The following is a 25,117-nucleotide window of genomic DNA, read 5'->3' as shown; positions in this document are numbered from 1 at the left end:
GGCGGTCGGCGCCCCCCGGGTCCGGCTAGTGCACGCCGAGCCAGGACTTGATCGGCGTGAGCGCGAAGTACAGGACGAACACGCCGGTGAGGATCCACATCAGGACCCCGGGTTCGCGCCAGCGTCCGACCCCGGCCTTGATGACCGTGTACGAGATGACGCCGGCCGCGACGCCCGCGGTGATGCTGTACGTGAACGGCATCAGCGTGCAGGTGAGGAAGGCCGGGATGGCCACCTCGCGGTCGGACCAGTCGATGTGCCGGGCCTGGCTCATCATCATCGAGCCGATCACGACCAGGGCGGCGGAGGCCACCTCGACCGGGACGATGCCGGCGATCGGCGAGAAGAAGAGCATCAGGGCGAACATCGCGCCGGTGACGGCGGAGGCGAGCCCGGTCCGGGCGCCGTCGCCGACGCCGGTCGCCGATTCGACGAAGACGGTCTGCCCGGAGGCGCCCGCCAGGCCGCCGACCGCGCCGCCGGCGCCGTCGATGAACAGGGCCTTGGACAGCCCGGGCATCCGGCCCTGCTTGTCGGCGAGTCCGGCCTCGGTGCCGACGCCGATGATGGTGGCCATCGCGTCGAAGAAGCCGGCCAGCACCAGGGTGAACACCGCGACCGAGGCGCTGATCGCGCCCATGCCCTTGCCGCCGAAGGCGCCGAACAGGTCGACGTGGCCGAAGAGGCCGAAGTCGGGCGCGGAGACGGGACTGCCGGGCCACACCGGGACGGAGTTCTTCCAGGCGGTGGCGGGCACGTCCGCGACCTTGTTGACGATCACCGCGAGCATGGTGCCGCCGGCGATGCCGATCAGGATCGCGCCGCGGATGCCGCGGGCCATCAGCACGAAGATCGCCAGTAGCGTGAGACAGAAGATCAGGACCGGCCAGCCGGCCAGCTCTCCGGTCGGGCCGAGCGACAGCGGGGTGGGGCCGCCGGTGTGCATGAACCCGGCCTTGTAGAGGCCGATCACGGTGACGAACAGGCCGATGCCGATGGTGATGGCGTGCTTGAGCGGCAGTGGGATGCCGTTCATGATCTTCTCGCGCAGCCCGGAGACCACCAGCAGCACGATCAGCAGGCCGTAGATCACACACAGGCCCATGGCCTGCGCCCAGGTGGTGTGGGGGACGACCAGCGCGGAGACCGCGCCGGAGACCGAGAGGCCCGCGGCGAGGGCGAGCGGTACGTTGCCGACGACGCCCATCAGGATGGTGGTGACGGCCGCCGCCAGCGCGGTGGCGGTGGTCAGTGCCGCGTGGTCCAGCTTGACGCCGGTGACGTCCGCGCCGCTCAGGATGAGCGGGTTGAGCAGGATGATGTACGCCATCGCCATGAAGGTGGTGAGACCACCGCGCAGTTCGTTGGCGAGCGTCGAGCCCCGGGCCGAGATCTTGAAGTAGGCGTCCAGCGCGCTCTTCGGGCGTGGGTCCGGGGTCGACGGGTGGGTGTCGTCCTCGGTGGGTCTGTCTTCGGTGGTGCCGGGTTCCGTGGGGATCCTGGGCATGTCCACTCCCAAGTGTCAAAGGGGGTTGGGGTGGGCGAGCCGACCTGACTACCGGCGCATGAGCGGCATAGGGGGACGTATCGACTCACTGTGGGGGCACTCGAAAAGGGGGGAGTGCCCACGGTGCATTTGAGGGTGGTGGTGCGCACCGCTGCGCAACCCCGGCGAGGGCGGGGCAGCGGGTGTGGGGGTGGTGCCCCCGGGGCGGCGGGGAAGACTGTCGCCGCCCCGGGGAAGCGTGAACCGCCGGGGTCAGCCGGGCTGTTCGGTGGTCAGGTGCTCCGGCCGGACCGGGATCCGGGTGAGCGCGAGACCGGTGGCGTTGCGGATGGCGGCCACGATGGACGGCGTCGCCGAGACGGTCGGCGCCTCGCCGACCCCGCGCAGCCCGTACGGCGCGTTGGGGTCGGGAAGTTCGAGGATCTCCACCGGGATCGGCGGGGTGTCCAGGATGGTGGGGATCAGGTAGTCGGTGAAGGAGGCGTTGCGGACCTTGCCGTCCCGCACGATGATCTCCTCCATCACGGCGAGGCCGAGCGCCTGGGTGCAGCCGCCCTGGATCTGGCCGACCACGGAGAGCGGGTTGAGCGCCTTGCCGACGTCCTGGACGGCGGTGAGCTCGACCACCTTGACCAGGCCCAGCTCCACGTCCACGTCCACTACCGCGCGGTTGGCGCAGAAGGTGTACTGGACGTGGCCGAAGCCCTGGCCGGTCTCCTTGTCGAAGGCCTGGGTGGGCCGGTGGTGGTGCTCGCGGGTGAGGTCGATGGCCTCGTCGCCGAGCACGTCCACCATGGAGACCAGGACGCCGGCGCTCTCCGAGACGACCTTGCCGCCGGCCAGCGTGATGTCCTTGTGGGCCCAGCCGTAGCGCCGGCGGCCCTTCTCGATCAGTTCCCGCCGGACCGCCTCGGCGGCCAGCTTCACCGCGCCGCCGGTCATGTACGTCTGGCGCGAGGCCGAGGTCGAACCGGCCGATCCCACCTCGGTGTTGGCCGGGTGGATGGTGACCTGCTCGACGCCGAGCTCGGTGCGGGCGATCTGGGCGTGCACGGTGACGCCGCCCTGGCCGACCTCGGCCATCGCGGTGTGCACCATGGCGACCGGCTCGCCGCCGATCACCTCGAGCCTCACCCGGGCGGTGGAGTAGTCGTCGAAGCCCTCGGAGAAGCCGACGTTCTTGATGCCGACCGAGTAGCCGACGCCGCGTACGATCCCCTCGCCGTGCGAGGTGTTGGACAGCGCGCCCGGCAGCTGGCGCACGTCCAGGTGCTCGGTGTCCAGCGGCGGCGGCAGCGGCATCTCCTTGGCCCGGCGCAGCAGGTCGGCCACCGGCGCGGGCGAGTCGATCTGCTGGCCGGTGGGCATGAAGTCGCCCTCCGACATCGCGTTCAGCTGCCGCAACTCCACCGGGTCCATGCCCAGTTCGACCGCCAGCTTGTCCATCTGCGACTCGTAGCCGAACGCGGCCTGCACCGCGCCGAAGCCGCGCATCGCCCCGCAGGACGGGTTGTTGCTGTAGAGCGCGATGGCGTGCATCTTGACGTTCGGGATCACGTACGGGCCGTGCCCGAGCGAGGCCGCGTTGCCGACCACGGCCGGCGAGGCGGAGGCGTACGCGCCGCCGTCCAGCACGATCCGGCAGTCGGCGAAGACCAGCTTGCCGTCGCGGGTGGCACCGTGCTCGTAGTGCATCCTCGCCGGGTGGCGGTGCACGTGGCCGTAGAAGGACTCGTCCCGGGCGTAGACGATCTTGACCGGCTTGCCGGTGTGCTGGGCCAGCAGGCAGGCGTGGATCTGCATCGAGATGTCCTCGCGGCCGCCGAAGGCGCCGCCGACGCCGGCCAGCGTCAGCCGGACCTTCTCCTCGGGCAGGTCGAGCACCGGGGCCATCTGCTCGCGGTCCACGTGCAGCCACTGGGTGGCGATGTAGAGGTCGATGCCGCCGTCCTCGGCGGGCACCGCCAGGCCGGACTCGGGGCCGAGGAAGGCCTGGTCCTGCATGCCGACCTCGTAGTCGCCGCTGACGATGACGTCCGCCAGCGCCCGTACCTCGTCCGTCACGCCGAGGCCGGAGACCAGCTTCTGCTCGTGGCAGATGTTGCCGTAGGCGTGCGACTTGTACTCGTGCGGCTCGTGGACGTAGCCGTGCGTCTGCGGGTCGAGGCACTGCTCCTCGGTGACGATCGGGGTGAGCACCTCGTACTCGACCACGATCTTCTTGACCGCGCGGCGGGCGGTCTCCGGGTGGTCGGCGGCGACCAGCGCGATCGCCTCGCCGTGGTACCGGATCTTGTCGATGGCCAGGGCCGGCTGGTCCTTGATCTCCAGTCCGTAGTACTTGGCGCCGGGGATGTCCTCGTGGGTCAGCACCGCGTACACGCCGGGCACCTTGAGCGCCTCGGAGATGTCGACCGAGAGGATGTTGGCGCGGGGGTGTGGCGAGCGCAGCGCCATACCCCACAGCATGTCCTCGTGCCACATGTCCGACGAGTAGGCGAACTCGCCCTTGACCTTCAGGTTGCCGTCCGGGCGCAGCGGCGAGCCGCCGATGCCGTCCTTGGACGCCTGGTTGATGTTCTGCAGGTTCTTCTGGCCCTGGATCGTACGAGCGCTCATTCCGTCACGGCCTTTCCGGAGCACTTGCGGGCCGAGGCGAGCCGCACCGCGTCCATGATCTTCTCGTAGCCGGTGCAGCGGCACAGGTTGCCGGACAGGGCCTCGCGGATGTCGTTGTCGCTCGGCTGGGCGTCGCGCTCCAGCAGGGCGTCGGTCTGCACCAGCAGGCCGGGGGTGCAGAAGCCGCACTGGACGGCGCCGGCGTCGATGAACGCCTGCTGGACCAGACCCAGTTCGCCGTTCTCCTCGCTCAGCCCCTCGACCGTGCGGACCTCGCGGTCCTGCACCTGGCCGGCCGCGACCAGGCAGGAGCAGACCGGGACGCCGTCCAGGTAGACCGTGCAGGAGCCGCACTCGCCCTGCTCGCAGGCGTTCTTCGAGCCCGGCAGGCCGACCCGCTCGCGCAGCACGTAGAGCAGGCTCTCGCCCTCCCACACGTCGTCGGCCTCGACCGGCTTGCCGTTGGCGGTGAAAGTGACCCTCATGCCGCACTCCTGATCTGCTTGCTGTAGTCGGTCCAACACCAGGTGAGGGTGCGGCGGGCCATCACGGCCAGGGAGTGGCGCCGGTAGTCGGCGGTGCCCCGGACGTCGTCGATCGGCGAGGCTGCGGCCTTCACCAGCTCGCCGAACCGCTGGATCACCTCTGCGCCCAGCAGGTCGCCGGACTCCCAGAGCCCGCGCTCGGCGAGCACGCCCTGCAGGTACTCCTCGGCCTCGACGGCGCGGCGCGGCGTGGGGGCAGCCGAACCGATCCCGGTGCCGACGGTCCCGTTCTTCGGGTGGAGGGCGAAGCCGAACGCGCAGACCGCGATCACCATGGCGTTGCGGGTGCCGATCTTCGAGAACTGCTGCGGGCCGTCCGCCACCGGGATGTGCACCGCCCGGATCAGCTCGTCGGCCGCCAGACTGTTGCGCTTCACGCCGAGGTAGAACTCGTCGATCGGGATCATCCGGGTGCCGCGCACCGAGGCCGCCTCCACGAACACGTCCCGCCCGGCCGCCAGCAGCGCGGGGTGCGCGTCACCGGCCGGGGAGGCCCCGCCGAGGTTGCCGCCGACCCCGCCGCGGTTGCGGATCTGCGGCGAGCCGACGGTGTGGGCCGCCAGGGCGAGCCCGGGCAGCGGCCCGGACAGCTCGTCGATGATCCGGGTGTACGGGACCGAGGCGCCGAGCTTGACGACGCTGCCGTCGTTGGACCATTCGGTGAGCTCGGTGATGCGGTTCAGGTCGAGAATCGCGGATGGCCGGTGCACGTCGAAGTTCATCTCGACCATGACGTCCGTACCACCCGAGATGGGCAGCGCGGTCGGGTACTCAGCCTTCGCCGCGAGTGCCTCGTCCCAGGTGGCGGGCCGAAGGAACTCCATGCGGGTGTCTCCTCAAGTCGTCGCCTGCCGGGTGTCCGGCGGCGTGTCGCCCAGTGAACTCCTGTGACGCGGCCCACTGGCAGTCACCGATGGCATGAAGCCCCGGCTGTGGTCCCGCCCGGCATCCTGTACGTTCCTCTAAGGAGCAGAATTTCGCAGCCCAGGTCTCCGCCGAGTGCTACCTACGACCGTAATCCGGCCGTGACGGACGGGCTACGGCCCCGTGATCCGAGCGCCCGCTGGCGCGTAACGCCGAGCACGGATGTTCGGGCACACTGTGACCCCCGGACCGAAGGACCGGTCACCCCCACCCCTCCGTTTCCCCGATCCGGCCCCGCCCAGCCCCGATTCAGCCCCCCGATTCAGCCCCCTGATCCGGCCCCGATCCGGCCCCCGATCCCGTCCCCCAAGGAGTCCGCGGATGCGCGTTCGTGACCTGCTCGCCCCCGGCGCCCCGAGACTGCGCCTGCTCGCGGCCGAGGAAGAGCTGGACCGGCAGGTCAGCGGCGTGATGACCACGGACCTGCAGGACCCCGGCCGCTACCTCCACGGTGGCGAACTGGTGCTCACCGGGATGCTCTGGCGCACCGTCGCGGCCGACTCCGAGCGCTTCGTGCGGACCCTCGCGGCCGGCGGCGCGGTCGCCCTCGCGGCCGGCGAGGCCGAGGTCGGCCCGGTGCCCGCGGACCTGGTCGAGGCCTGCCGCCGGCACCGGATGCCGCTGCTGGCCGTCCCCGACGACATCGCCTTCGGCACCGTCACCGAGTTCATCGGCCGCCAGGTCTCCGCCGACCGCGCCGCCGACCTCGCCGCCCTCGTCGACCGGCACCGGCTGCTGGTCTCGGCGGCCGGCGGCGGCGGCCTGGACGCGGTGCTCGACCTGCTCGGCGGCGACCTCGACCTGGACTGCTGGGTGCTCGCCCCCACCGGCGCGGTGATCGCCGGCCCCGCCGACCGGCTCTCCGCCGAGGACCGCGACCAGCTGGTCCGCGCCCACCTCGCCGCCCAGCGCCAGCGCCGCCGCCCCCCGCACCGGGCCCGCCTGGCCGCCGGCTCCTACTCCCTGCTGCCCGCCGTGGCCTCCGCCGAGCACGAGGTGTCGCTCGCCGACTGGATGCTCGCGGTGGCCGGCGACATCACCGAGTGGACCACCAAGCGCCAGCAGCTCGCCGAGAACCTGGCCCGCCTGGTCGCCGCCGAGCGCCACCGCCGCGACGAGGGCCGCCGGCTGCGCCGCCGCCTCGCCGACGAGGTGCTCGCCCTGCTGCGCCGCGACGCCGACCCGGCCGAGATCAGCCGCACCCTGTACGCCTCCTCGGCGATGGCCGCCCGCTACGAGCTCCCCGAGCCCAGGGCCCAGGCCGAGGAAGGCTCCTGGCTGGTGATCAGCGCCGAGGGCACCGGCCTGCCCGAGGGCGCCGTCCGGGCCGTCCTGGAGGAGGCGCTCGGCGTCACCAGCGACCGCGCCCTGGTCGCCGGGACGGGCACCGGCGCCGTCGTGGTGCTGCCCGCCCTGGACAGCCCGGTGCCCGCCGACACCATGCGCGACCTGCTCGCCCCGCTGGAGGCCGGGCTCGGCTCCGAGGGCCGGATCACCCTCGGCGTCTCCGCCCCCGCCTCCGAGGCCGGCGGCCTGCGCGGCGCCCTGGAGGAGGCCCGGCACGCCCGCCGGATCGCCGCCTCCCGGGTCGGCCGGGTCTGCGTCGCGGGCCCCGAGGAACTCGCCTCGCACGTCCTGCTGCTGGCCGCCGTCCCGGACGAGGTCCGCCGCGCCTTCCGCAGCCGGCTGCTCGACAAGGTGATCGCGTACGACATCGAGCACCAGGCGGACCTGGTCCGCACTCTGGAGGCCTTCCTGCGCTCGGACGGCTCCTGGACCCGCTGCGCCGCGCAGCTGCACGTCCACGTGAACACCCTGCGCTACCGGATCGGCCGGATCGAGGAGCTGACCGGGCGTGACCTCTCCCGGCTGGAGGACCGGGTGGACTTCTACCTGGCGCTCGAACTGGCCTGACGGGTCGTTCGGCCGGCGGGCTCCGGCACGGGGGCTTCGACGTACGGTGGCACACGGCCTCAGGCAAACGGAAGGGCCCGCCGCGACGTGATCGCGGCGGGCCCTCGTCGTACCCGGGTACCCGGGGCGGCTACTGCGCCGGGATGATCGAGGTCAGCCACTGGAAGGCGCTCGGGACCGCCTTCTTCCACTGCTCGGTGGTGTGCGGGCCGGTGCCCTCCTCGACCTGGACGGTGGTCGGGGCCTTGGCGGCGGCGCGGATGGCCTCGCCGTCCTCGTAGCCGTCGCCCTTCGAGCCGCTGACGAGCATGGCGACCTTCGGGGGCTGCGGGGCGGACTTCAGGATGGTGACCGGGTTGTTGGCCTCGCGCAGCTTGGGGTCCTTGCCGACCAGCGAGTCCTTCTCGTTCGCGGGGTCGTTGTAGCCGGACATCGCGATGGCGGCCCGGTACCGGTTGGGGTGGGCCAGCGACAGCTTGGCCGCGCAGTGCGCGCCGGCCGAGTAGCCGGCGATCGCCCAGCGGTCGGCGGACGGGTCGGCGCGGAAGTTGTCCAGCACCATCTGCGGGACGTCCCGGGTGATCCAGGCGTCGGCGTTGATCTTCCCGGGGATGTCGGTGCAGCCGGCGTCCTGGTTGCTGCCGAGCAGCAGGGTGCGCGGCGAGACCAGGATGAACGGGGCGACCTTGCCCTGCTGCATCAGCGGCTTGAGCTGCTCGGAGACCTTGAGCGTGCCGTACCAGGTGGAGGAGGAGCCCGGGAAGCCCGGGATCAGCTCGACCACGGGGAACTTCTTGTCCTTGTACGCCGGCTCGTTGTACTGCGGCGGCAGCCAGACCAGCACCTCGCCGTCGACGCCGGAGACCTGGCCCTTGAGCTCGGTCTTCTGCACGTCGTTGGGGACCGCCGGGTCGTTCACGCCGCCGAAGCTCTGCTTGACCTTCGGCGCCTCCTTGGCGGCGTCACCGCCCGGGTTGCCGGCCCCGTCCGTCGGGGGCACCGGGGGCACCGCGCGGACGTGGTTGCCGGTGCCGAGCAGGTCGTCCCAGTTGCCGTAGATCAGGTTGGCGTTGTTGACCATCACGAAGACCATCAGGACGGCCGTGATCTGGCAGAACATGATCATGACGATCCGGGTGAGGGTCTTCACCGGCTGAGGGCCGCCGACCTTCCCCCAGAACAGCAACGCCACTGTGATGGACACCGGCACAAGGATGACGGTGAGGATGAAGAATGGCGTACCTGTCAGTTCCATCAAGTTCTCGTATCCGGGTCGCTCGCCGCCCGGGTCCCATTCGCCCGAACGCACGTCAATGGCATCAGACGGCCGATAACCGGTGATCGGTTGCCGTCCGAATCTGTGCGGAACCTGAGAGGAACATCACGTTCTCGTGATGATCCCCCTTCGGATCGGCGCCCAGTCTGTCACTCGGACGGAGGTCGTCCGGGCCAGATGTTCAGCGAACTTCCAGGAAAGGTCCCCCGCGGCACCTTACCTCCCGGGGCGTTCGCGCCGCCGGGCGAGGCGGTGCGAATGCGCGAGACCCCGCCAGGGAGACTATGGGGATGAGCATCACCCGCTTTCGCCCGTCCCGACGCCTCTGGCCCGTGTGCGCCGTCCTGGCCCTCGCGGTCACCGCGGCCGGATGCAGCAGTACCGGAGGCAGACGCGCCGAGGAGGCCCGCGCCAAGGCCGCGACCGCGGCCGGCAGTGCCGTCACCACCCCGCGCTGGAAGGTCGCCATGGTGACCCACTCCGGCCCCGGCGACGCCTTCTGGGACACCGTGCGCAAGGGCGCCGAGCAGGCCGCGGCCAAGGACAACATCACCTTCCTGTACTCGAACGACGCGCAGACCCAGAACCAGGTCCAGCTCGTCCAGGCCGCCATCGACCAGAAGGTCGACGGCCTGCTGGTCACGCTCGCCAAGGGCGACGCCATGGCCGACGTCCTCGCCAAGGCCAAGGCGGCGGGCATCCCCGTGATCACCGTCAACTCCGGCCAGGACTACTCGCAGAAGTTCGGCGCGCTCACCCACATCGGCCAGGACGAGTCCACCGCCGGCCAGGCGGCCGGCACCGAGCTGGCCGGCCGCGGCCGCAAGAACGTGCTCTGCGTCATCCACGAGCAGGGCAACGTCGGCCAGGAGCAGCGCTGCTCCGGCGCCCAGTCCAAGGCCGGCGGGTCCTTCCAGGTGCTCTACGTCAACGGCGTCGACATGCCCGACGCCCGCGCCGCGATCTCCGCCAAGCTCCAGGCCGACCCGGCCATCGACACCGTGCTCACCCTCTCCGGCTCGATGGCCGCCACCGGGCTGCAGGCCATCCAGGACACCCACCGCCCGGCGGAGCTGGACACCTTCGACCTCGGCCCGCAGGTGGTGGCCGGGCTCAAGTCCGGCAGCGTCGGCTTCGCCGTCGACCAGCAGCCCTACCTCCAGGGCTACGAGGGCGTCGACCTGCTCTGGCTCTACAAGTCCAACCTGGACATGCTCGGCGGCGGCAAGCCGGTCGAGACCGGCCCGCAGATCCTGACCAAGGACAACGCCGACGCGCTCGCCGAGTACGTGGCGAGGGGGACCCGGTGAGCTCGGACCTCCTCGCCCAGGACGGCCTCGTCCAGGACCGTCCGGCGGCCCTGCGGCGGCTCCTCGCCCGCCCGGAGCTGGGTTCGCTGATCGCCGCCGTCGCGGTCTTCGTGGTCTTCGCCGCCGTCGCCGAGCCCTTCCTGCGGCTCTCCTCGCTGGGCACCGTGCTCTACGCGGCGTCCACCATCGGGATCATGGCGGTGCCGGTCTCGCTGCTGATGATCGGCGGCGAGTTCGACCTCTCGGCCGGTGTGATGGTCACCACCGCCGCGCTGACCTCCTCGATGGTCTCCTACCAGTTCACCGCGGTGACCTGGGTCGGTGTGCTGGTCTCGCTCGCGACCACGCTGGCCATCGGCTGGTTCAACGGCTGGATGCTCGGCCGCACCAAGCTGCCCAGCTTCATCGTCACCCTCGGCACGTTCCTGATGCTGACCGGCGCCAACCTGGGCGTCACCAAGGCGATCTCCGGCACCGTCTCCACCAAGTCGATCGCCGACATGGAGGGCTTCGAGACCTGCCGCCGACTGTTCGCCTCCGAGGTCACGGTCGGCGGGCTGACGATCAAGGCGACCGTCTGGTGGTGGCTCGGCCTGCTGGTGGTGGGCAGCTGGGTGCTGCTGCGCACCCGCTTCGGCAACTGGATCTTCGCCGTCGGCGGTGACGCGGAAGCCGCCCGCGCCGTCGGCGTGCCGGTCGCCCGGACCAAGACCCTCCTCTACCTGGGCGTCGGCTTCGGCGCCTGGGTGCTCGGCCAGCACCTGCTGTTCTCCTTCGACACCGTGCAGTCCGGCGAGGGCGTCGGCAACGAGCTGATCTACATCGTCGCGGCCGTCATCGGCGGCTGCCTGATCACCGGCGGCTACGGCTCGGTGGTCGGCTCCGCGCTCGGCGCGCTGATCTTCGGCATGGCCAGCAAGGGCATCATCTACGCCCAGTGGAACCCGGACTGGTTCAAGTTCTTCCTCGGCGCGATGCTGCTGCTGGCCGCGCTGCTGAACGCCTACGTCAAGCACCGGGCCGAGCGGGGGCCGCGATGAGCACCGGGGATTCGAGGACCGAGGTTCCGATGAGCGAGGTTCCGATGAGCGAGGTTCCGATGAACGAGGAACTCCTCTCCCTCGAGGGCGTCGGCAAGAGCTACGGCACCGTCCGGGCCCTCCGGGACGTCTCGCTGACCCTGCGGGCCGGCGAGATCAGCTGCGTGCTCGGCGACAACGGCGCCGGCAAGTCCACCCTGATCAAGATCATCTCGGGGCTGCACCGGCACGACGAGGGCAGCTACACCGTCGGCGGCGAGGAGGTCCGCCTCGACTCCCCGCGCCAGGCCCTGGACCGCGGCATCGCCACCGTCTACCAGGACCTCGCCGTCGTCCCGCTGATGCCGGTCTGGCGCAACTTCTTCCTCGGCTCCGAACAGGGCATGCGCCGCTGGGGCGGCCTGCGGCTGGACGCCGAGAGCATGCGTGCCACCACCCGCGAGGCGCTCGCCAAGATGGGCATCGACCTGCACGACGTCGACCGGCCCATCGGCACCCTGTCCGGCGGCCAGCGCCAGTGCGTGGCGATCGCCCGCGCGGTGCACTTCGGCGCCAAGGCACTGATCCTGGACGAGCCCACCGCAGCGCTCGGTGTCAAGCAGTCCGGGGTGGTGCTCAAGTACGTCACCGCCGCCCGCGACGCCGGACTCGGAGTCGTGCTCATCACCCACAACCCGCACCACGCGTACCTGGTCGGCGACCACTTCACCCTGCTCAAGCGCGGCCGGATGGCGGGCAGCCACCCGCGCGCCGAGATCAGCCTGGAACAGCTCACCACCGAGATGGCCGGCGGCTCCGACCTCGCCGAGCTGTCACACGAGCTGGCCCGTCCCTCCGCACCCGTCTCCCGTGAGGAGCCCCCGCAGTCGTGACCAGCCCTCAAGGCAGCAGCCGGCCGCCCGTCCTGCCCACCCTGCTCGGCCTCGGCCCGCGCGCCGAACGCCGCCGCCGCGCCCTGCCCGCGGGGATACTGCGACTGCCCACCATCGGGGTCGACATCGGCGGCACCAAGGTGGTCGCCGGGGTGGTCGACGGCGAGGGCAAGGTGCTGGAGAAGCTGCGCACCGACACACCGGACAAGAGCAAGAGTCCGAAGGTGGTCGAGGACGTCATCGTCGAGCTGGTGCTGCAGCTCGCCGACCGGCACGACGTCCACGCGGTCGGCATCGGCGCGGCCGGCTGGGTCGACGCCGACCGCTCCCGGGTGCTGTTCGCCCCGCACCTCAACTGGCGCAACGAGCCGCTCCGGGAGGTTCTCAGTGCGCGGCTGCGCTTTCCGGTGATCGTGGAGAACGACGCCAACGCGGCCGCCTGGGCCGAGTGGCGCTTCGGCGCCGGGCGCGGCGAGGACCACATGGTGATGCTCACCCTGGGCACCGGCATCGGCGGCGCCGTGGTGCGCGACGGCTACGTCGACCGCGGCAAGTACGGGCTGGCGGGCGAGTTCGGGCACATGCAGGTCCTGCCCGGCGGCCACCGCTGCCCGTGCGGCAACCGCGGCTGCTGGGAGCAGTACTCCTCCGGCAACGCGCTGGTGCGCGACGCGCGTGAGCTGGTCGCCGAGGAATCCCCGGTCGTGCAGCCGCTGCTGGCCCGGGCGGGCGGGACGGTCGAGGGCATCACCGGCCCGCTGGTCACCGAGGCCGCGCAGGAGGGCGACCCGATCGCCATCGAGCTGCTGTACGAGGTCGGCACCTGGCTGGGCGTCGGCATCGCCAACCTGGCCGCAGGGCTGGACCCGGGCCGCTTCGTCATCGGCGGCGGCGTCTCCGAGGCCGGCGACCTGCTGCTCGGCCCGGCCCGCGATACCTTCCGCCGCACCCTCACCGGCCGCGGCTTCCGGCCCGAGGCCGCCATCGTGCACGCCGCCCTCGGCAACGACGCCGGCCTGGTCGGCGCAGCCGACCTCGCCCGCCAGGTCGCCCGGCGCTTCCGCACCATCAAGCGGCGCCGGGTGGAGCGCACCGCGCTGTAGGGGGCACGGCTTTCAGCCGACAGAGTTCAGCAAACAGATTTCGTCATCTGTCTTCTGAACTCTGTCGGCTGTCGGCTGTCGCTTTGGCAGTTGTTCGCTCTGCGGTGTCAGCCCGCGGCCTTCCAGCGGTCGCGGCCGTCGCTGCCGGCGCCGCAGACCATCGGCGTGCCCTTGCTGGTGACGCCGGTGGCGCCGGCCGGGGAACAGAACGAGCCCGGGTGTACGGTTCCGGCGCTGCCGCCCGTGCCGGATCCGCCGCTGCTCGAGGAACCGCCACCGCTGCTGCTGCCGCCGCCGGTGGCCGACCCCCCGCCGGTCGAGGTGCCGCCGGTGGTGGAGGACCCGCCGTCGGCCGGTCGGGTTGTGGCAGGCGGGTCGGACTTCGGGGGCTTCGGGGCAGGGGCGGCGGTCCCGGGCTGCTGGGCGGTGGCGGCGGGCGTGGGTGTCGGGGGCTCGGGCGTGGGTGCCGGGGCGGCGGACGGCGTCTCCGTGGGTGTGGGCGTCGGCGTCGGGGTGGCCGGGGGCGAGGCCGTGGTGGGGGTCGGTTCGGCCGTCGCCGTCGCCGTCGCCGTCGCTGTTGCGGTGGCCGCGGCCGGGGCGGGGGTGTGTGAAGCGGGCTTGGGGTCGGTCAAGGCGCCGATCCAGGCCAGGCAGCAGACCGCGGCCACCGCGGTGCTGAGGAGTTTCTTCCAGAGCGCCCTCGGCCGGCTCCACGCGATCAGGAACGCCGCGAACGGGAAGACGAGGAAGCTGGCGATGTGCACGCCGCGCCGCTGCCACCAGGGGCGTCGGGCGGGGGCGGCGACAGGGTGCGGGGATGCCGGGGCCGGATACACGGAGGGGGCGGGTCCTTTTTGTGAGGAAGTCGTGAGGCTCCCGCGCAACCTATCCGTCGCATGAACGACTGTTCATCTCATCGACCACGATCGCATCCGGAATGTGACCTGCCGAAAGGTCGGAGGCCGGATCCTTCTTCCGCCGCCCCGTCAACTACCCGCCGGTAGCAGCATGGTGTGGTTGTCGGATCATCCCCGCCTGTGGAACAACTGAGTTGACGTCGACTCAGGAGGGCTCGGATGAGGGTTCTGACCCGTCTGGCACCACCACTGCTGCTCAGCACCGCACTGATCTGGTCCACCACGCTGCCGGCCGGGGCCGCGGCCCCGCCACCGAAGGCGCCCGAGGCGGTGGGCTGGGGCGGAGCGGTGGCCACCGTCGACGCGGACGCCACCGCCGCCGGGATCGAGGTACTGCGCAAGGGCGGCAACGCCGTGGACGCGGCGGTCGCCGCCGCGGCGGCCCTCGGGGTCACCGAGCCGTACTCCTCCGGCATCGGCGGCGGCGGGTACTTCGTCTACTACGACCACGCCACCGGCCGGGTGCACACCATCGACGGCCGCGAGAGCGCCGCCCGCGGCGCCGACGCCGGGCTGTTCCTGGAGGACGGCAAACCGCTGCCCTTCGCCGACGCCGTCACCAGCGGCCTCTCCGTGGGCGTCCCCGGCACCCCGGCCACCTGGGACGCCGCACTCCGCCAGTGGGGCACCCGCTCGCTCGCCCAGACCCTCGAACCCGCCGAGCGGATCGCCGACAGCGGCTTCGTCGTGGACGACACCTTCCGCAGCCAGACCGCCGACAACCAGGCCAGGTTCAAGGACTTCCCGGCCACCGCCAAGCTCTACCTGCCCGGCGGCAAGCCCCCCGAGGTCGGCAGCGTCCTGCGCAACCCGGACCTCGCCGCGACCTACCGGCTGCTCGCCAAGGACGGCGTGAAGGCCTTCTACCGGGGCACGTTGGCCGAGGACATCGTCAACACCCTGCAGCACCCGCCGGTCGACCCGGCCTCCGGCCGCAACGCCCGCCCCGGCAGGGTCGACACCGCCGACCTCGCCGCCTACCGGGTCCGCGACCAGGCGCCCACCCACGTCGCCCACGGCGCCTACGACGTCTACTCGATGGCCCCCTCCAGCTCCGGCGGCACCACCGTCGGCGAGGCGCTCAACATCCTGGAGGACGGCGGCGACGTCTCCGCCTACAGCAACACGCAGTACTACCACCACTTCCTGGAGGCCTCCCGGATCTCCTTCGCCGACCGCAACCGCTGGGTCGGCGACCCGGCCGCCGTCGACGTGCCCACCAAGCAACTGCTCTCCGAGCGCTACGCCGCCTCCCGGGCCTGCCTGATCAGCCCCGACCACGCGCTCACCAGCCCGCTCGCCCCCGGCGACCCGCGCCACCCGGCCGACTGCGCCGACACCGGCCAGGCCGTCGCCGAGCCGTACGAGGGCCCCAACACCACCCACCTGACGGTCGCCGACCGCTGGGGGAACATCGTCTCCTACACGCTCACCATCGAGCAGACCGGCGGCAGCGGCATCACCGTTCCCGGCCGGGGCTTCCTGCTCAACAACGAGCTGACCGACTTCGACTTCACCCCGCTCGCCCCCGGCGTCCCCGACCCCAACCTGCCGGGCCCGGGCAAGCGGCCGCGCTCCTCGATGTCCCCGACCGTCGTGCTGCGCGACGGCGAGCCCTTCCTCGCCACCGGTAGCCCCGGTGGCGCGACCATCATCACCACCACACTGCAGGTGCTGCTCGGACGGCTGGACCGCGGCCTGAGCCTGGAACAGGCGATCGCCGCGCCGCGCGCCAGTCAGCGCAACGCCGCCGCGACCCAGGCCGAACCCGCCTTCCTGGCACTGCCCGAGCGGGCCGAGTTGGAGGCACTCGGACACGCCTTCACCGGCGTGGCCGAGATCGGCGCCGCCACCGGCGTGGAACGGCTGCCGGACGGACGCTGGGTGGCCGCCGCCGAACCGGTGCGGCGCGGCGGCGGCGCGGCGGCGGTGGTCCGGTCCGCACGCTGACCGGGTCGGCGCCCGCGTGCTGAGCCGTCCGGATTGTCAGTGGCGGGCGGTATGTTCGGGGTGGGCCTCCCTCACGAGGGTCGGCCCGCCCCGTCCGTACCTCCGTCCGTACCGAACCACCGGGAAGGCCGCCCGCCGTGACCGTCCGCATCGCCACCTGGAACATCAACTCCGTCACCGCGCGGCTGCCCAAGCTCCTGGAGTGGCTGGAGAGCGCCAAGCCCGACGTGCTCTGCCTCCAGGAGCTCAAGTGCGCGGCCGACGCCTTCCCGTACGACGAGGTCCGCGAGCTCGGCTACGAGACGGCCGCGCACGGCACCGGCCGGTGGAACGGCGTCGCCATCGTCTCCCGGCTCGGCCTGGAGGACGTCGTGCGCGACCTGCCCGGCCAGCCCGGCTACCTCGCCGACGGCGCCCTGCTGCCCGATGTCGAGCCGCGCGCCATCGCCGCCACCTGCGGCCCGGTCCGGGTCTGGTCGGTCTACGTGCCCAACGGCCGCGAGGTCGGCCACGCGCACTACCACTACAAGCTGGAGTGGCTGGAGGCGCTGCGAAAGGCCTCCGTCGAGGACGCCGCCGGCCCCCGTCCGTTCGCCGTCCTCGGCGACTTCAACATCGCCCCGGCCGACGAGGACGTCTTCGACGTCGCCGCCTTCGAGGGCCTCACCCACGTCACCCCGGTCGAGCGCGCCGCGCTGGAGGCCCTCGGCGAGATCGGCCTGCAGGACGTGGTGCCGCGCCCGCTGAAGTACGACCACCCCTACACCTACTGGGACTACCGCCAGCTGGCCTTCCCCAAGAACCGGGGCATGCGGATCGACCTCACCTACGCCAACAAGGCCTTCGCCGACGCCGTCACCGACAGCTACGTCGACCGCGAGGCCCGCAAGGGCAAGGGCACCTCGGACCACGCGCCGGTCGTGGTGGACCTCGACCTGTGAGCCGCGCGGATGAGTCAGCCGGCTGAGTGGCACCGGATGAGTCAGCCGCCGAGCCGTGCCCGGGGGCCCGTCGCCGGTGACCCCGGGTAGACGGGCCGTAACCCGAACGGTCCTGAGCGCTGGCTGATCGCGGGGCGCGTGCCTACCGTCGGTGAATGACCGGGTGCAGTTGATCGACTACGTGGACATGGGAGTCCCCGGCTGCGCCCGAGAATCCCGGAGGTTCCGGCATGCGCCCCTTGCGTACGGCCGCCGCCGCCCTGATCGGCGCGACGGCGCTGACCGGCCTGACGGCCCCCCTCGCTTCCGCCAGGGACGGCGCGGCCTCGGTCAGCCCGTCCCAGGCCGCACCGGGCCAGACCGTGACGGTCACGGTCTCCTGCGAGAAGTCGGACAAGCCCGACGCCAAGACCATCACCGCCCGCTCCGCCGCCTTCGAGGGCGGCCCGGCGACCCTCACCCTGGGCTCCGACGGCAAGCACACCGGTTCCGCCCGGCTGGCCCCCCAGCACTCCGGGGACAGCAAGGTCGACGGCACCTGCCCGGACGGCGGCGCATTCTCCACCACCGTGACGGTCACCACCGTCGCCGCCACCACGACCCCCGACAAGAGCCTCGGCGACTGGGGCAAGGCGGCGGGGGAGTGGGCCGGCTCGCTCGGGCAGTCCGGCGCCGGCAGCCAGCAGGTCGCCCCGCACGGTGCCGTGCAGACCGGCCTCGGCGGCTCGGTCGTGGAGGACCCGGCGGAGCTGGCCGGCGGTCTCGCGCTGGTCGCGGGAGGTGTCGGCGGCTTCTGGCTGCTTCGGAGGCGCGGTGCCTGACGGCCCTCACCCCCTTCGCGCCGCAGCGCCGCGCCGCCGGACCCTGACGGGTCCGGCGGCGCGGCGCCCTGTCAGGCCTGCTGCCCCTGCGGGTCCTGCCACGCGAACCCGGGCTCCTGCGTGAGCCCCGTCTCCTGCGTGAGCCCGTCCTCGTGCGCGAGCAGGCCGCTCGCCAGCAGGTACTGGGCCAGCACATAGGTCGCCATGATCCAGAACTGATGCCCCGGCAGCTCCCGCCACTTCGCCAGCTTGGTGGCGATCAGCGTGTCGGAGAGCAGGAACAGCGCCCCGCCCAACCCGGTCCGCCGGCCCAGCCCGGCCGAGGTGACGGCCGTCGAGGCGAGCAGCAGGCTGTAGCCGGCCACCGGGACCCGCAGGTCCCCGAGGTCCGGCCAGAGCCGGCCCACCAGCGCCACCCAGGCCGTCGCGTACGCGGCCGCGACCACCAGGGCCCGACGGCGGTCGGTGAGCGCGCCGCGCTGGACGAACATCGTCACGTAGCAGACGTGCGCCGCCGCGAAGGAGCCCATGCCGGCGAGGAACGCGGGGTCGTTCTTCAGCTGGAGCAGTACGTCGCCGCCCGCGCTCAGCAGCAGCGCCGGCGCCAGCAGCTTGGGTGCCTCCCGCTCGGCGGTCCTGGCCGCCGCCACGCTGTGCGCGGCCAGCAGCGGCATCAGCGCCGGCTTGGTGGCGTTCTGCAGTACCGACGCGCCGGACAGGATCGAGCCCAGATGCGTTGCCGAGGTGGCCGCGAAGCCGCCCAGCAGGCCGGTGGCCGAACGCAGGCGGGCGCCGAGGACGGCACGGGTGGTCGTACGAATGCTCATGCTGGCGCGGCCTCCGACGGTCGGGCGGTGGGGGGATCCGCACCGACCCTAAGGGAGCCGAACAAGCGGCGGAAGGGCGGGTTACCGGTGCGTAACCCGGACGGCGCCCGGCGGGTGACGGGGTGGCTGGGGAGTCGAGGGGTGGCGGGAGGGCTCGGAGCGGAGGGCGGGCGGCCGATTCGAGCGCTCTTGCGGAGACTTCCTCAGGAGGGCGGTTGCTGCCACCGGGTGACCCGGGCACCGTCTACGCTGGACCCCGACATGGATCAGCAGGAGTACGCGGTCGGCGCCACCCGGGTGGCCGCCGGCAGGCCGGACGGACGTACGGGCGGGGCAGGTCGGGGAACCGCCGCCGCCGTCCTCGCCGTACGCGAAGCCGCGCGGGCCGATGCCGTTGATTCCGTCGGTGCCGTTGACGCGGTCGACGCGGTCGATGGCGCCGATGCGGCCGACGTGGCGCCCGGGACCGCTCCCGCAGCCGCCACTGACGACGCGCAGGCCGCCGGTGCCCCGCCCGGCGCGGTCCTCTCGCCCGACCCGGGGCTGCTGCGGCTGGCCCACTGGTTCGCGGCCGCCGCCCCCGGCACCGCCGACGACCTCTGCACCGCCTCCTTCGGCCTCTACCCCGCCCGCCACCTCGGCGCGCCCGCCGAGCCCGCCGACCCCGACGTCAGCTGGTGGCACGGCCCCACCGCCCACGGCCTCGCGTCCGCGCGTACCCGAGAGGCCCGCGCCGACGGCGGACTGCGCCGCGCCCGGCGGGACTCCGCCGCGCTGCCCGTCGTCCGGTCAGGCGCCAAGCCGGGCGGGCCCGGCAGGCACCGCAAGCCCGAGCGCACCCGGGCGATGCCGGAGACCGCCGCGAGTGCGTGTCCGCCGCCGCTCGCGGTCACGGTCGCGCAGGATCGTTCCGGCGAGGAGCTTCCCGCCGCCGAGCGCCGGATCGCCGCCCGGCTGCTGCTCGCCCACCCGCTGGTCACCGCCTCCGGCCCGCACGCCGACGGCTTCCCGCTGATCCGGCGTCACCGCGACTGGCTCGCCGAGCGCTTCGACACCCTGCTCGGCTACCGCCTCGAGGTCGGGCCCTGGCACGCCCGGCTCTGCAAGGCCGGCCTCGGCCCCGGCACCGCCCGCCGCCTCGAACACCCCGTCACCGGCGCGCCGTTCACCCCCGGCGGCTACGCCCAACTCGCCCTCGCCCTGGCCTTGTTGGTCGACGCACCTGAGCAACTCGAGTACCGGCGGCTGCTCGACGCGATGCGCGCCGCCGCGCCCGGGCTGACCGCCGACCCGGCCGACCTCGACATGGCGCTCGCCACGCTGGCCGAGTGGCAGGTGCTCGGCGATCCGCCGGGCGACCCCGCCGACGACACCTTCGTGCTGACCGTGGACCGCGAACTCGCCCGCGCCGTCCCGGCCGGCCCGCCCGCCCTCGCCGACGACGCCGCCGACCTCATCCGCCGTGCCGCCGAGGCCGAGCCCGCCACCGCCGTGCGCCGTCTCCTCGCCGAGACGCCCGCCGTCCTCGCCGCCGACCTCCCCGAGGACCGCCGAGCCTGGCTGCACGAGCACCGGCTCAGCGGCCCCGCGGCGCTTGCCGAGTTCCTCGGCCTGGAGGCGGAACTGCGCGCCGAGGGCGTCGCCCTGCTCGACCCGGCCGCCGAACTCACCGATGTCGCCCTCCCTGGCGCCGGCACCCTCGCCCAGGCCAGCGTGCTGCTGGTCGAGCGCCTGGTCGAGGAGGTCCGCCCGCTGCCCGGTGAGACCACCGAGGGCGATGTCCCGATCGCCGACGCGCTGATAGATGGCGTCCTCGGCGACATCGCCGACGAGTACGGCCTCCCGGCCCGCTACCTCTCCGACCGCACCGCCCTGCGCCGCGACGCCCTGGACCTCCTCCACCGCCTCGGCCTGATCACCCCCACCCCCCAGCTCAAGCGCCCCCCGACCTGGCACCTGCGTCCCCACGCCGCCCGCTTCGCCCCCGCCCCGGACCTCCGCCCCACCCCCGGCACCGGCCGCCACTCCCGCCCCGGCCCCTTCGTCCCGCCCCCACCGGGCCCCCGCACCGAACAGCGGGCGTAGCGCCTGCGCCGCGTCCGACCTCCTGCATCTCCTGCCCCCGCGTCCCACCGCCGCATCCCGCCCGTGCCCCGCCCCCGCGGCGAAGGGCGGGTGTGCTGCCGCCGTGTCCGTCTCGGGACGGGGAAAGCAAAAGCACCGCGTCCGGATGCGGGACGGCGGTGCTGGATGGAGAGGGGTGGGTGCGGCTATTTGCTGGCGGTCGCGCTGGCGAGAGGGCCGTGGTCGACGGCTTCCACGGTGGCGCCGACGCCCAGCGTGCCGAGGGCGATGGAGGCGAGGACGGCGGTGCAGGCGAGCAGGCGGCGGTGCCGCTTGGGGAGGGGGAAGCGCGGTTCCTGGTAGGGCGCCTGAGGGCTGGCGTTCATGACAGGGAGGTTTCCAGGGCGGCGTGAACGGTCGGTACGCGCGGGTGAAGTCCGGACGGGGGTTGGGCGTCGGTTGGCCGCGTACGCCCCACTCGTCGGGAGCGGGGCGTACGCGCAGGTCAGCGCGGTGTGGTCTGATCGCCGACGGCGACCCGGACGGCGTCCCGCAGGCCGTGCGCCGGGTGGAAGCGGGAGGGGCCGGCGGCCGGTCCTCGCGGAGCTCCTTCACGAGCCGATGATGACCAGCTGGGCGTTCTGGGTGTTGCGGACGGAGGTGACGTACCCGAGGCCGTCGGCGACCTGCAGGGCGCCGAGGCCGAGGCTGGTCGCCGAGCCGAGCACCGGGACCGCGTTGATCCGAAGACCGCCCGGTCGTGGGGAGGGTCGTGGCGGGTTCGTCGGGCTCCTTCACGCGCTGGCCGGGCTGCGGTGGCTGGCTGCTCATCGGACGGACCTCTCGACATACGGGATTCGATCTGTATGTCGCACTGTGTCCAGTCGGTTCCGCGAGCGGCGGGAGGGCGCGCCGGGGAGGCGGCGGGTGCGGGCCTGCGTTCCGTCAGGCGGCGCGCTCCTCGGCCGGATCGTGCGCGGTCGCGAGGTAGTGGGAGAGCGCCCGGCGGCTGCGGGTGAGGTCGTCGATCCGGGCGTCCAGGTCGGCGAGTTCGCCGCGCAGGGTGGCGAGCAGGTTCGGGCAGGCCTCCAGGACTGGGACCGGGCCGGCGGCGCACGGCAGCAGCTCGGCGATGACCCGGGTGCTCAGACCGGCCGCGAGCAGGCTGCGGACCTGCCGCACCCGTACGGTGTCCTGCTCGCCGTACTCGCGGTAGCCTGCCGTCGTGCGGGCGGGCCGGAGCAGGCCCTGCTCCTCGTAGTAGCGGAGCAGCCGGGTGGACACCCCGGTCAGGCGGGCGAGTTCTCCGATGCGCATGATCGGCCGAACGTCGCAGCCGGCCGGGGTGTTCCCGCGCCCGCCCCCGCCCGCTCAGTCCTCTCCGAGGCCCTTGACGAACTCCACCACCACGTCGCGCAGTTCGGGCAGCGCCTCGACCATCGGCAGGTGGCCGGTGGCGAGTTGGGCGAAGCGCGCGCCGGGGATGCCCTCGGCCAGCAGGCGGTGCTGGGACGGCGGGACGAGCATGTCCTCGGCGGTGCCGACGACCAGGGCCGGCACCGCTATCGCCGCCAGCTCCGCGCGCACGTCGGCCTCGCCGGCGAGCCGGAACTGCTGCCGGAAACCGGCCGGCTGCGGGCACTTGAGCGCCTCCCCCAGCCCCGCGAGCTGTTCGGCGGACAGGGCGTCCACCCAGGACCCGGCGAACGTGACGGCGAGTACCAGCCGGGCCAGGTCGTCGGGCCGTTCCTCGAGGTCGACGATCAGCTCGGAGAGGATCCGCATCCGCGCCGAGCCGCCGGCCAAGCCCGCGAGCAGCAGCAGTGAGCGGACCCGCTCGGGGTGGCGGGTGGCGATCCGGACGGCGACGGCGGCGCCGAGCGAGTAGCCGGCCAGGTCGAAGGTGTCCAGGCCCTCCGCATCGGCGGCGGCGACCAGCCGCTCCGCCAGGTCGTCCAGGGTGAGCCGGCCGGGCTCGTACGGACTGTCGCCGGAGCCGGGGAAGTCGGGGGCGACGACGGTGCGGTGGACGGCGAGGTCGGGCAGCAGCGGGCCCCAGTTGTCCCGGGCGCTGCCACCGGCACCGTGGGCGAGCAGCAGGCCGGGGCCGGCACCCTGGACGATCCGGGCGAGCGGGGCGGGGGCGGAAGGCATGGCTTCGCTCCTTCGTGGACGGTGATTCCTCCGACAGCGAGGACGGTAGGTGTTCACACCGGTGAGAAGGTCAAGCGCACGGGCCTGATCCGGGATCGAGAGGCAACCCGCCGACACGCCCGGAACCCGCTCCCGGCACCGCCGCCATGGTTACGTACCGCGCCGGAACGCCTACGCTGAGACCAGGGAGGCCGTTCGGACACCGTACGAACGCTCTCTGCCGCCGGGGCGCTCACCGTGCCCGCGTCGGCCGCGCCGGAGTTGCCCCGGGCCGGGCGGTCGCCGAGGAGGTGCCCAGGCCCCATGTCCGGAAACGTCAGCTCCGGCAATATCAGCTCCGGCAACGCCGGCTTCAGTGATGTCAGCTTCAGTGATGTCACGACCGGAAGCCCCGGCTCCGGTGACATCGCGTCGGGACACGTCAGGTCCGACAACGACGCGTCGGGAATCGTCAAGCCGCTGCCCGCCGAGTGGTTCGTCCCGCACGGCACCAACGCCGAGATGCGCTGGGAGGCCCTGCGCGACGCCCAGGGCGGGGCCGCCGTCGGCCGGCACGTGCCGGTGGAGCGGTTCTTCGTCCGCAACCACACCGGCACCCCGCTGATCGACCCCGACACCTGGCGGCTGCGGCTGTTCGGCAGCGGCCTGCGCGGTGCCCCGACGGCCGAGCGGCCGGTGGAGTTCGACCTGGCAGGCCTGCGGGCGCTGCCCGCGACCCGGATCAGCGCGGTGATCGAGTGCGCCGGAAACGGCCGTGACTACTTCCGCCGTCAGCAGGGCCAGTGCGTCCCGGGCACGCCGTGGACGCTCGGCGGGATCGGCTCGGCGGCTTGGCGGGGCGTGCGGCTGGCGGAGGTGCTGCGGGCGGCCGGGCTGACCGGGGCGGCGGTCGACGTGCTGCCGACCGGGCTGGACGCGGACTACGTGGTCGACGGCGTCAACCACGGCCCGGTGCGCCGCCCGCTGCCGGTCGCCAAGGCGCTGGAGGACGCGCTGCTCGCGTACGAGATGAACGAGGAGCCGCTGACCCCCGACCACGGTGCGCCGCTGCGGCTGGTGGTACCCGGCTGGGTGGGGATCGCCTCGATCAAGTGGGTCGGCACCATCGAAGTCGCCGACCACCCGCTCCAGTCACCGTGGAACACCGACTTCTACCGGATGTTCGGCCCCGACTACCCGCCCGGCGGTAGCGAGCCGCTCTCCGCGCAGGTGGTCCGCAGCGCGTTCGAGCTGGCCCCGGGCGCGGTACTGGAGGCCGGCCACGGCCACCGGTTGCACGGGCGTTCGTGGTCCGGCGCGGCGGCGGTGCGCCGGGTCGAAGTGAGCACCGACGGCGGCCGGACCTGGCGGCGCGCCGCGCTGCACGGCGGGTCGCACGCCGACGACTGGACGCGCTGGAGCTTCGACTGGCACCCCGAGCGGCCCGGCCGGTACGAGCTGCGCGCCCGCGCGACGGACCGCCGGGGCAACAGCCAGCCCGAGCGGGCGGCGTTCAACCGGGAGGGCTACCTGTTCGGCGCGGTGGTGGCCCACCCGGTGACGGTGGTCTGAACCCGCCCCGGGGCCGGCCCGTCGACCGACCCGCCTGAGGGTCGGTCGGTGGTCCGCACCCCGGGCCGGGCGGGGCTCAGCCGGTGGAGTGGACCTCGTACGGGGCCGGGTACCGCGTTTCGTACGGGGTCAGCACCAGCCGCACCACGTCCTCCAGGCGCCGTCTGGCGTCCCCGAGGGTGGTGCGGCCGGTCACCCAGGCGGTCAGCTCGCCCTGCCAGGCGTGGGCGACGATGTGCCGCACCAGGTCGCTGGACGCGGCCGGCACTTCGGCCGTCACCGTCTGCAGGGCAGTGCTGTCGGCCCGGGCCATGCCTTGCAGCGCCTCGCTGGCGAAGGGATCGGTGGAGGCCGCCACGGCCACCCGTAGCCGGGCGAGTTCGGGCTGCCGCTGGTAGGCCCGCATCCCGCCCCGGACGAACCGGACCGCCCGGTCGGTGGCCCCCGGCCCGGCCCGGGGCCCGCGCAGCTCGGCCACCAGGTCGGCCAGCAGCAGGCGGTGCCACTCGGCGATCGCCGCCGCCAGGAGGTGGTCCTTGGAGGAGAAGTAGCGGTACGCCGTCCCCAGGGCGACTCCGGACCGCTCGCAGACCTGCTTCATCTGCAGCCGCTCGACGCCGATCTCGTTCACCAGGGCGAGCGCGGCCGCGATCAGGCTTTCGCGGCGTTGGAGCTGACGTGGAGACATGGCCTCCACCGGCCGTGGTGACAGGTCAACCTTGGTCACCCGCACCATGATACGGGCCAGGGCCGCTCAGGAGTATGACGCCGACCGGCCGCCT

The 25,117-nt window shown here is 73.0% G+C and carries 21 protein-coding genes; 10 read left to right on the top strand and 11 right to left on the bottom strand.

What is annotated here, in order from left to right:
• Positions 1 to 25 precede the first annotated feature (25 nt).
• From ACIBEC_RS00785 to ACIBEC_RS00770, 4 genes are all read right to left on the bottom strand, one after another.
• Complete coding sequence (locus ACIBEC_RS00785; RefSeq protein WP_396287652.1) at positions 26 to 1,507, bottom strand: NCS2 family permease; 1,482 nt, start codon at positions 1,505 to 1,507, stop codon at positions 26 to 28.
• 252 nt (positions 1,508 to 1,759) lie between these two features.
• Positions 1,760 to 4,126, bottom strand: a complete 2,367-nt coding sequence (gene pucD, locus ACIBEC_RS00780) for a xanthine dehydrogenase subunit D (protein WP_360489979.1) — start codon at positions 4,124 to 4,126, stop codon at positions 1,760 to 1,762.
• Complete coding sequence (locus ACIBEC_RS00775) at positions 4,123 to 4,611, bottom strand: (2Fe-2S)-binding protein (protein WP_360489977.1); 489 nt, start codon at positions 4,609 to 4,611, stop codon at positions 4,123 to 4,125. Before ACIBEC_RS00775 ends, pucD begins: the two co-directional genes overlap by 4 nt.
• Positions 4,608 to 5,495, bottom strand: coding sequence for an FAD binding domain-containing protein (locus ACIBEC_RS00770; protein ID WP_360489975.1), 888 nt, complete (start codon positions 5,493 to 5,495; stop codon positions 4,608 to 4,610). The genes ACIBEC_RS00775 and ACIBEC_RS00770 overlap by 4 nt, the downstream gene beginning before the upstream one ends.
• Before the next feature lie 421 nt (positions 5,496 to 5,916).
• On the opposite strand from ACIBEC_RS00770, the gene ACIBEC_RS00765 reads away from it, so the two are divergent.
• Positions 5,917 to 7,509, top strand: coding sequence for a helix-turn-helix domain-containing protein (locus ACIBEC_RS00765; RefSeq protein WP_360489973.1), 1,593 nt, complete (start codon positions 5,917 to 5,919; stop codon positions 7,507 to 7,509).
• Positions 7,510 to 7,639: 130 nt separating this feature from the next.
• Here ACIBEC_RS00765 and ACIBEC_RS00760 read toward each other — a convergent pair whose 3' ends face one another.
• A complete protein-coding gene (locus ACIBEC_RS00760; protein ID WP_360489971.1) occupies positions 7,640 to 8,713 on the bottom strand; it encodes an alpha/beta hydrolase-fold protein in 1,074 nt (357 codons plus the stop codon).
• A 362-nt stretch (positions 8,714 to 9,075) separates the two neighbouring features.
• Here ACIBEC_RS00760 and ACIBEC_RS00755 point away from each other — a divergent pair, with 362 nt between their 5' ends.
• Genes ACIBEC_RS00755 through ACIBEC_RS00740 form a run of 4 tightly spaced genes read left to right on the top strand, consistent with a single transcriptional unit; the run spans position 9,076 to position 13,110 of the window.
• The gene (locus tag ACIBEC_RS00755) at positions 9,076 to 10,095 is read left to right on the top strand and encodes a sugar ABC transporter substrate-binding protein (protein ID WP_360489969.1); all 1,020 of its coding nucleotides are present in this window, start codon (positions 9,076 to 9,078) and stop codon (positions 10,093 to 10,095) included.
• Positions 10,092 to 11,135: an ABC transporter permease gene (locus tag ACIBEC_RS00750; protein ID WP_360489967.1), complete on the top strand. Its 1,044-nt coding sequence runs from the start codon at positions 10,092 to 10,094 to the stop codon at positions 11,133 to 11,135. The genes ACIBEC_RS00755 and ACIBEC_RS00750 overlap by 4 nt, the downstream gene beginning before the upstream one ends.
• A gap of 29 nt (positions 11,136 to 11,164) precedes the next feature.
• The gene (locus ACIBEC_RS00745; RefSeq protein ID WP_360489965.1) at positions 11,165 to 12,007 is read left to right on the top strand and encodes an ATP-binding cassette domain-containing protein; all 843 of its coding nucleotides are present in this window, start codon (positions 11,165 to 11,167) and stop codon (positions 12,005 to 12,007) included.
• The gene (locus tag ACIBEC_RS00740; RefSeq protein ID WP_360489963.1) at positions 12,004 to 13,110 is read left to right on the top strand and encodes an ROK family glucokinase; all 1,107 of its coding nucleotides are present in this window, start codon (positions 12,004 to 12,006) and stop codon (positions 13,108 to 13,110) included. Before ACIBEC_RS00745 ends, ACIBEC_RS00740 begins: the two co-directional genes overlap by 4 nt.
• A 107-nt stretch (positions 13,111 to 13,217) precedes the next feature.
• Here the strand turns inward: ACIBEC_RS00740 and ACIBEC_RS00735 are convergent, their stop codons facing one another.
• Positions 13,218 to 13,946: a hypothetical protein gene (locus ACIBEC_RS00735; RefSeq protein WP_396287651.1), complete on the bottom strand. Its 729-nt coding sequence runs from the start codon at positions 13,944 to 13,946 to the stop codon at positions 13,218 to 13,220.
• 240 nt (positions 13,947 to 14,186) lie between these two features.
• On the opposite strand from ACIBEC_RS00735, the gene ggt reads away from it, so the two are divergent.
• The 3 genes from ggt to ACIBEC_RS00720 all read left to right on the top strand — a co-directional run bounded on the left by ggt (position 14,187) and on the right by ACIBEC_RS00720 (position 17,739).
• Positions 14,187 to 15,977, top strand: a complete 1,791-nt coding sequence (gene ggt / locus ACIBEC_RS00730) for a gamma-glutamyltransferase (protein ID WP_360489959.1) — start codon at positions 14,187 to 14,189, stop codon at positions 15,975 to 15,977.
• Between the two features lie 137 nt (positions 15,978 to 16,114).
• Positions 16,115 to 16,918, top strand: coding sequence for an exodeoxyribonuclease III (locus ACIBEC_RS00725; RefSeq protein WP_360489957.1), 804 nt, complete (start codon positions 16,115 to 16,117; stop codon positions 16,916 to 16,918).
• Positions 16,919 to 17,148: 230 nt separating this feature from the next.
• On the top strand, positions 17,149 to 17,739 hold the full coding sequence (locus ACIBEC_RS00720) for a hypothetical protein (protein ID WP_396287650.1): 591 nt from the start codon (positions 17,149 to 17,151) through the stop codon (positions 17,737 to 17,739).
• Between the two features lie 71 nt (positions 17,740 to 17,810).
• Here the strand turns inward: ACIBEC_RS00720 and ACIBEC_RS00715 are convergent, their stop codons facing one another.
• Positions 17,811 to 18,566 (bottom strand): lysoplasmalogenase, encoded by a 756-nt coding sequence (locus tag ACIBEC_RS00715; RefSeq protein WP_360489955.1) that lies wholly within the window; start codon positions 18,564 to 18,566, stop codon positions 17,811 to 17,813.
• Between the two features lie 261 nt (positions 18,567 to 18,827).
• Between ACIBEC_RS00715 and ACIBEC_RS00710 the strand changes: the two genes are divergently transcribed.
• Positions 18,828 to 20,651, top strand: coding sequence for a DUF2398 family protein (locus ACIBEC_RS00710; RefSeq protein ID WP_360489953.1), 1,824 nt, complete (start codon positions 18,828 to 18,830; stop codon positions 20,649 to 20,651).
• A 185-nt stretch (positions 20,652 to 20,836) separates the two neighbouring features.
• On the opposite strand, the gene ACIBEC_RS00705 is transcribed toward ACIBEC_RS00710, so the two are convergent.
• The 3 genes from ACIBEC_RS00705 to ACIBEC_RS00695 form a co-directional block, all read right to left on the bottom strand.
• On the bottom strand, positions 20,837 to 21,016 hold the full coding sequence (locus tag ACIBEC_RS00705) for a hypothetical protein (protein WP_360489951.1): 180 nt from the start codon (positions 21,014 to 21,016) through the stop codon (positions 20,837 to 20,839).
• A gap of 559 nt (positions 21,017 to 21,575) precedes the next feature.
• A complete protein-coding gene (locus tag ACIBEC_RS00700; RefSeq protein ID WP_360489949.1) occupies positions 21,576 to 21,947 on the bottom strand; it encodes a MerR family transcriptional regulator in 372 nt (123 codons plus the stop codon).
• Positions 21,948 to 22,001: 54 nt separating this feature from the next.
• Positions 22,002 to 22,784: an alpha/beta fold hydrolase gene (locus ACIBEC_RS00695; RefSeq protein ID WP_360489947.1), complete on the bottom strand. Its 783-nt coding sequence runs from the start codon at positions 22,782 to 22,784 to the stop codon at positions 22,002 to 22,004.
• 303 nt (positions 22,785 to 23,087) lie between these two features.
• Between ACIBEC_RS00695 and ACIBEC_RS00690 the strand changes: the two genes are divergently transcribed.
• A complete protein-coding gene (locus tag ACIBEC_RS00690; protein WP_360489945.1) occupies positions 23,088 to 24,335 on the top strand; it encodes a sulfite oxidase in 1,248 nt (415 codons plus the stop codon).
• Positions 24,336 to 24,411: 76 nt separating this feature from the next.
• Here ACIBEC_RS00690 and ACIBEC_RS00685 read toward each other — a convergent pair whose 3' ends face one another.
• Positions 24,412 to 25,062, bottom strand: coding sequence for a TetR/AcrR family transcriptional regulator (locus ACIBEC_RS00685; protein ID WP_360489943.1), 651 nt, complete (start codon positions 25,060 to 25,062; stop codon positions 24,412 to 24,414).
• Positions 25,063 to 25,117 lie beyond the last annotated feature (55 nt).

Origin of the sequence: Kitasatospora sp. NPDC051164 (assembly GCF_044455625.1) — a bacterium.
Lineage (GTDB): Bacteria > Actinomycetota > Actinomycetes > Streptomycetales > Streptomycetaceae > Kitasatospora.
The sequence above is the reverse complement of the archived record's forward strand: the minus strand, read 5'-3'. Positions and strand labels throughout refer to the sequence as shown.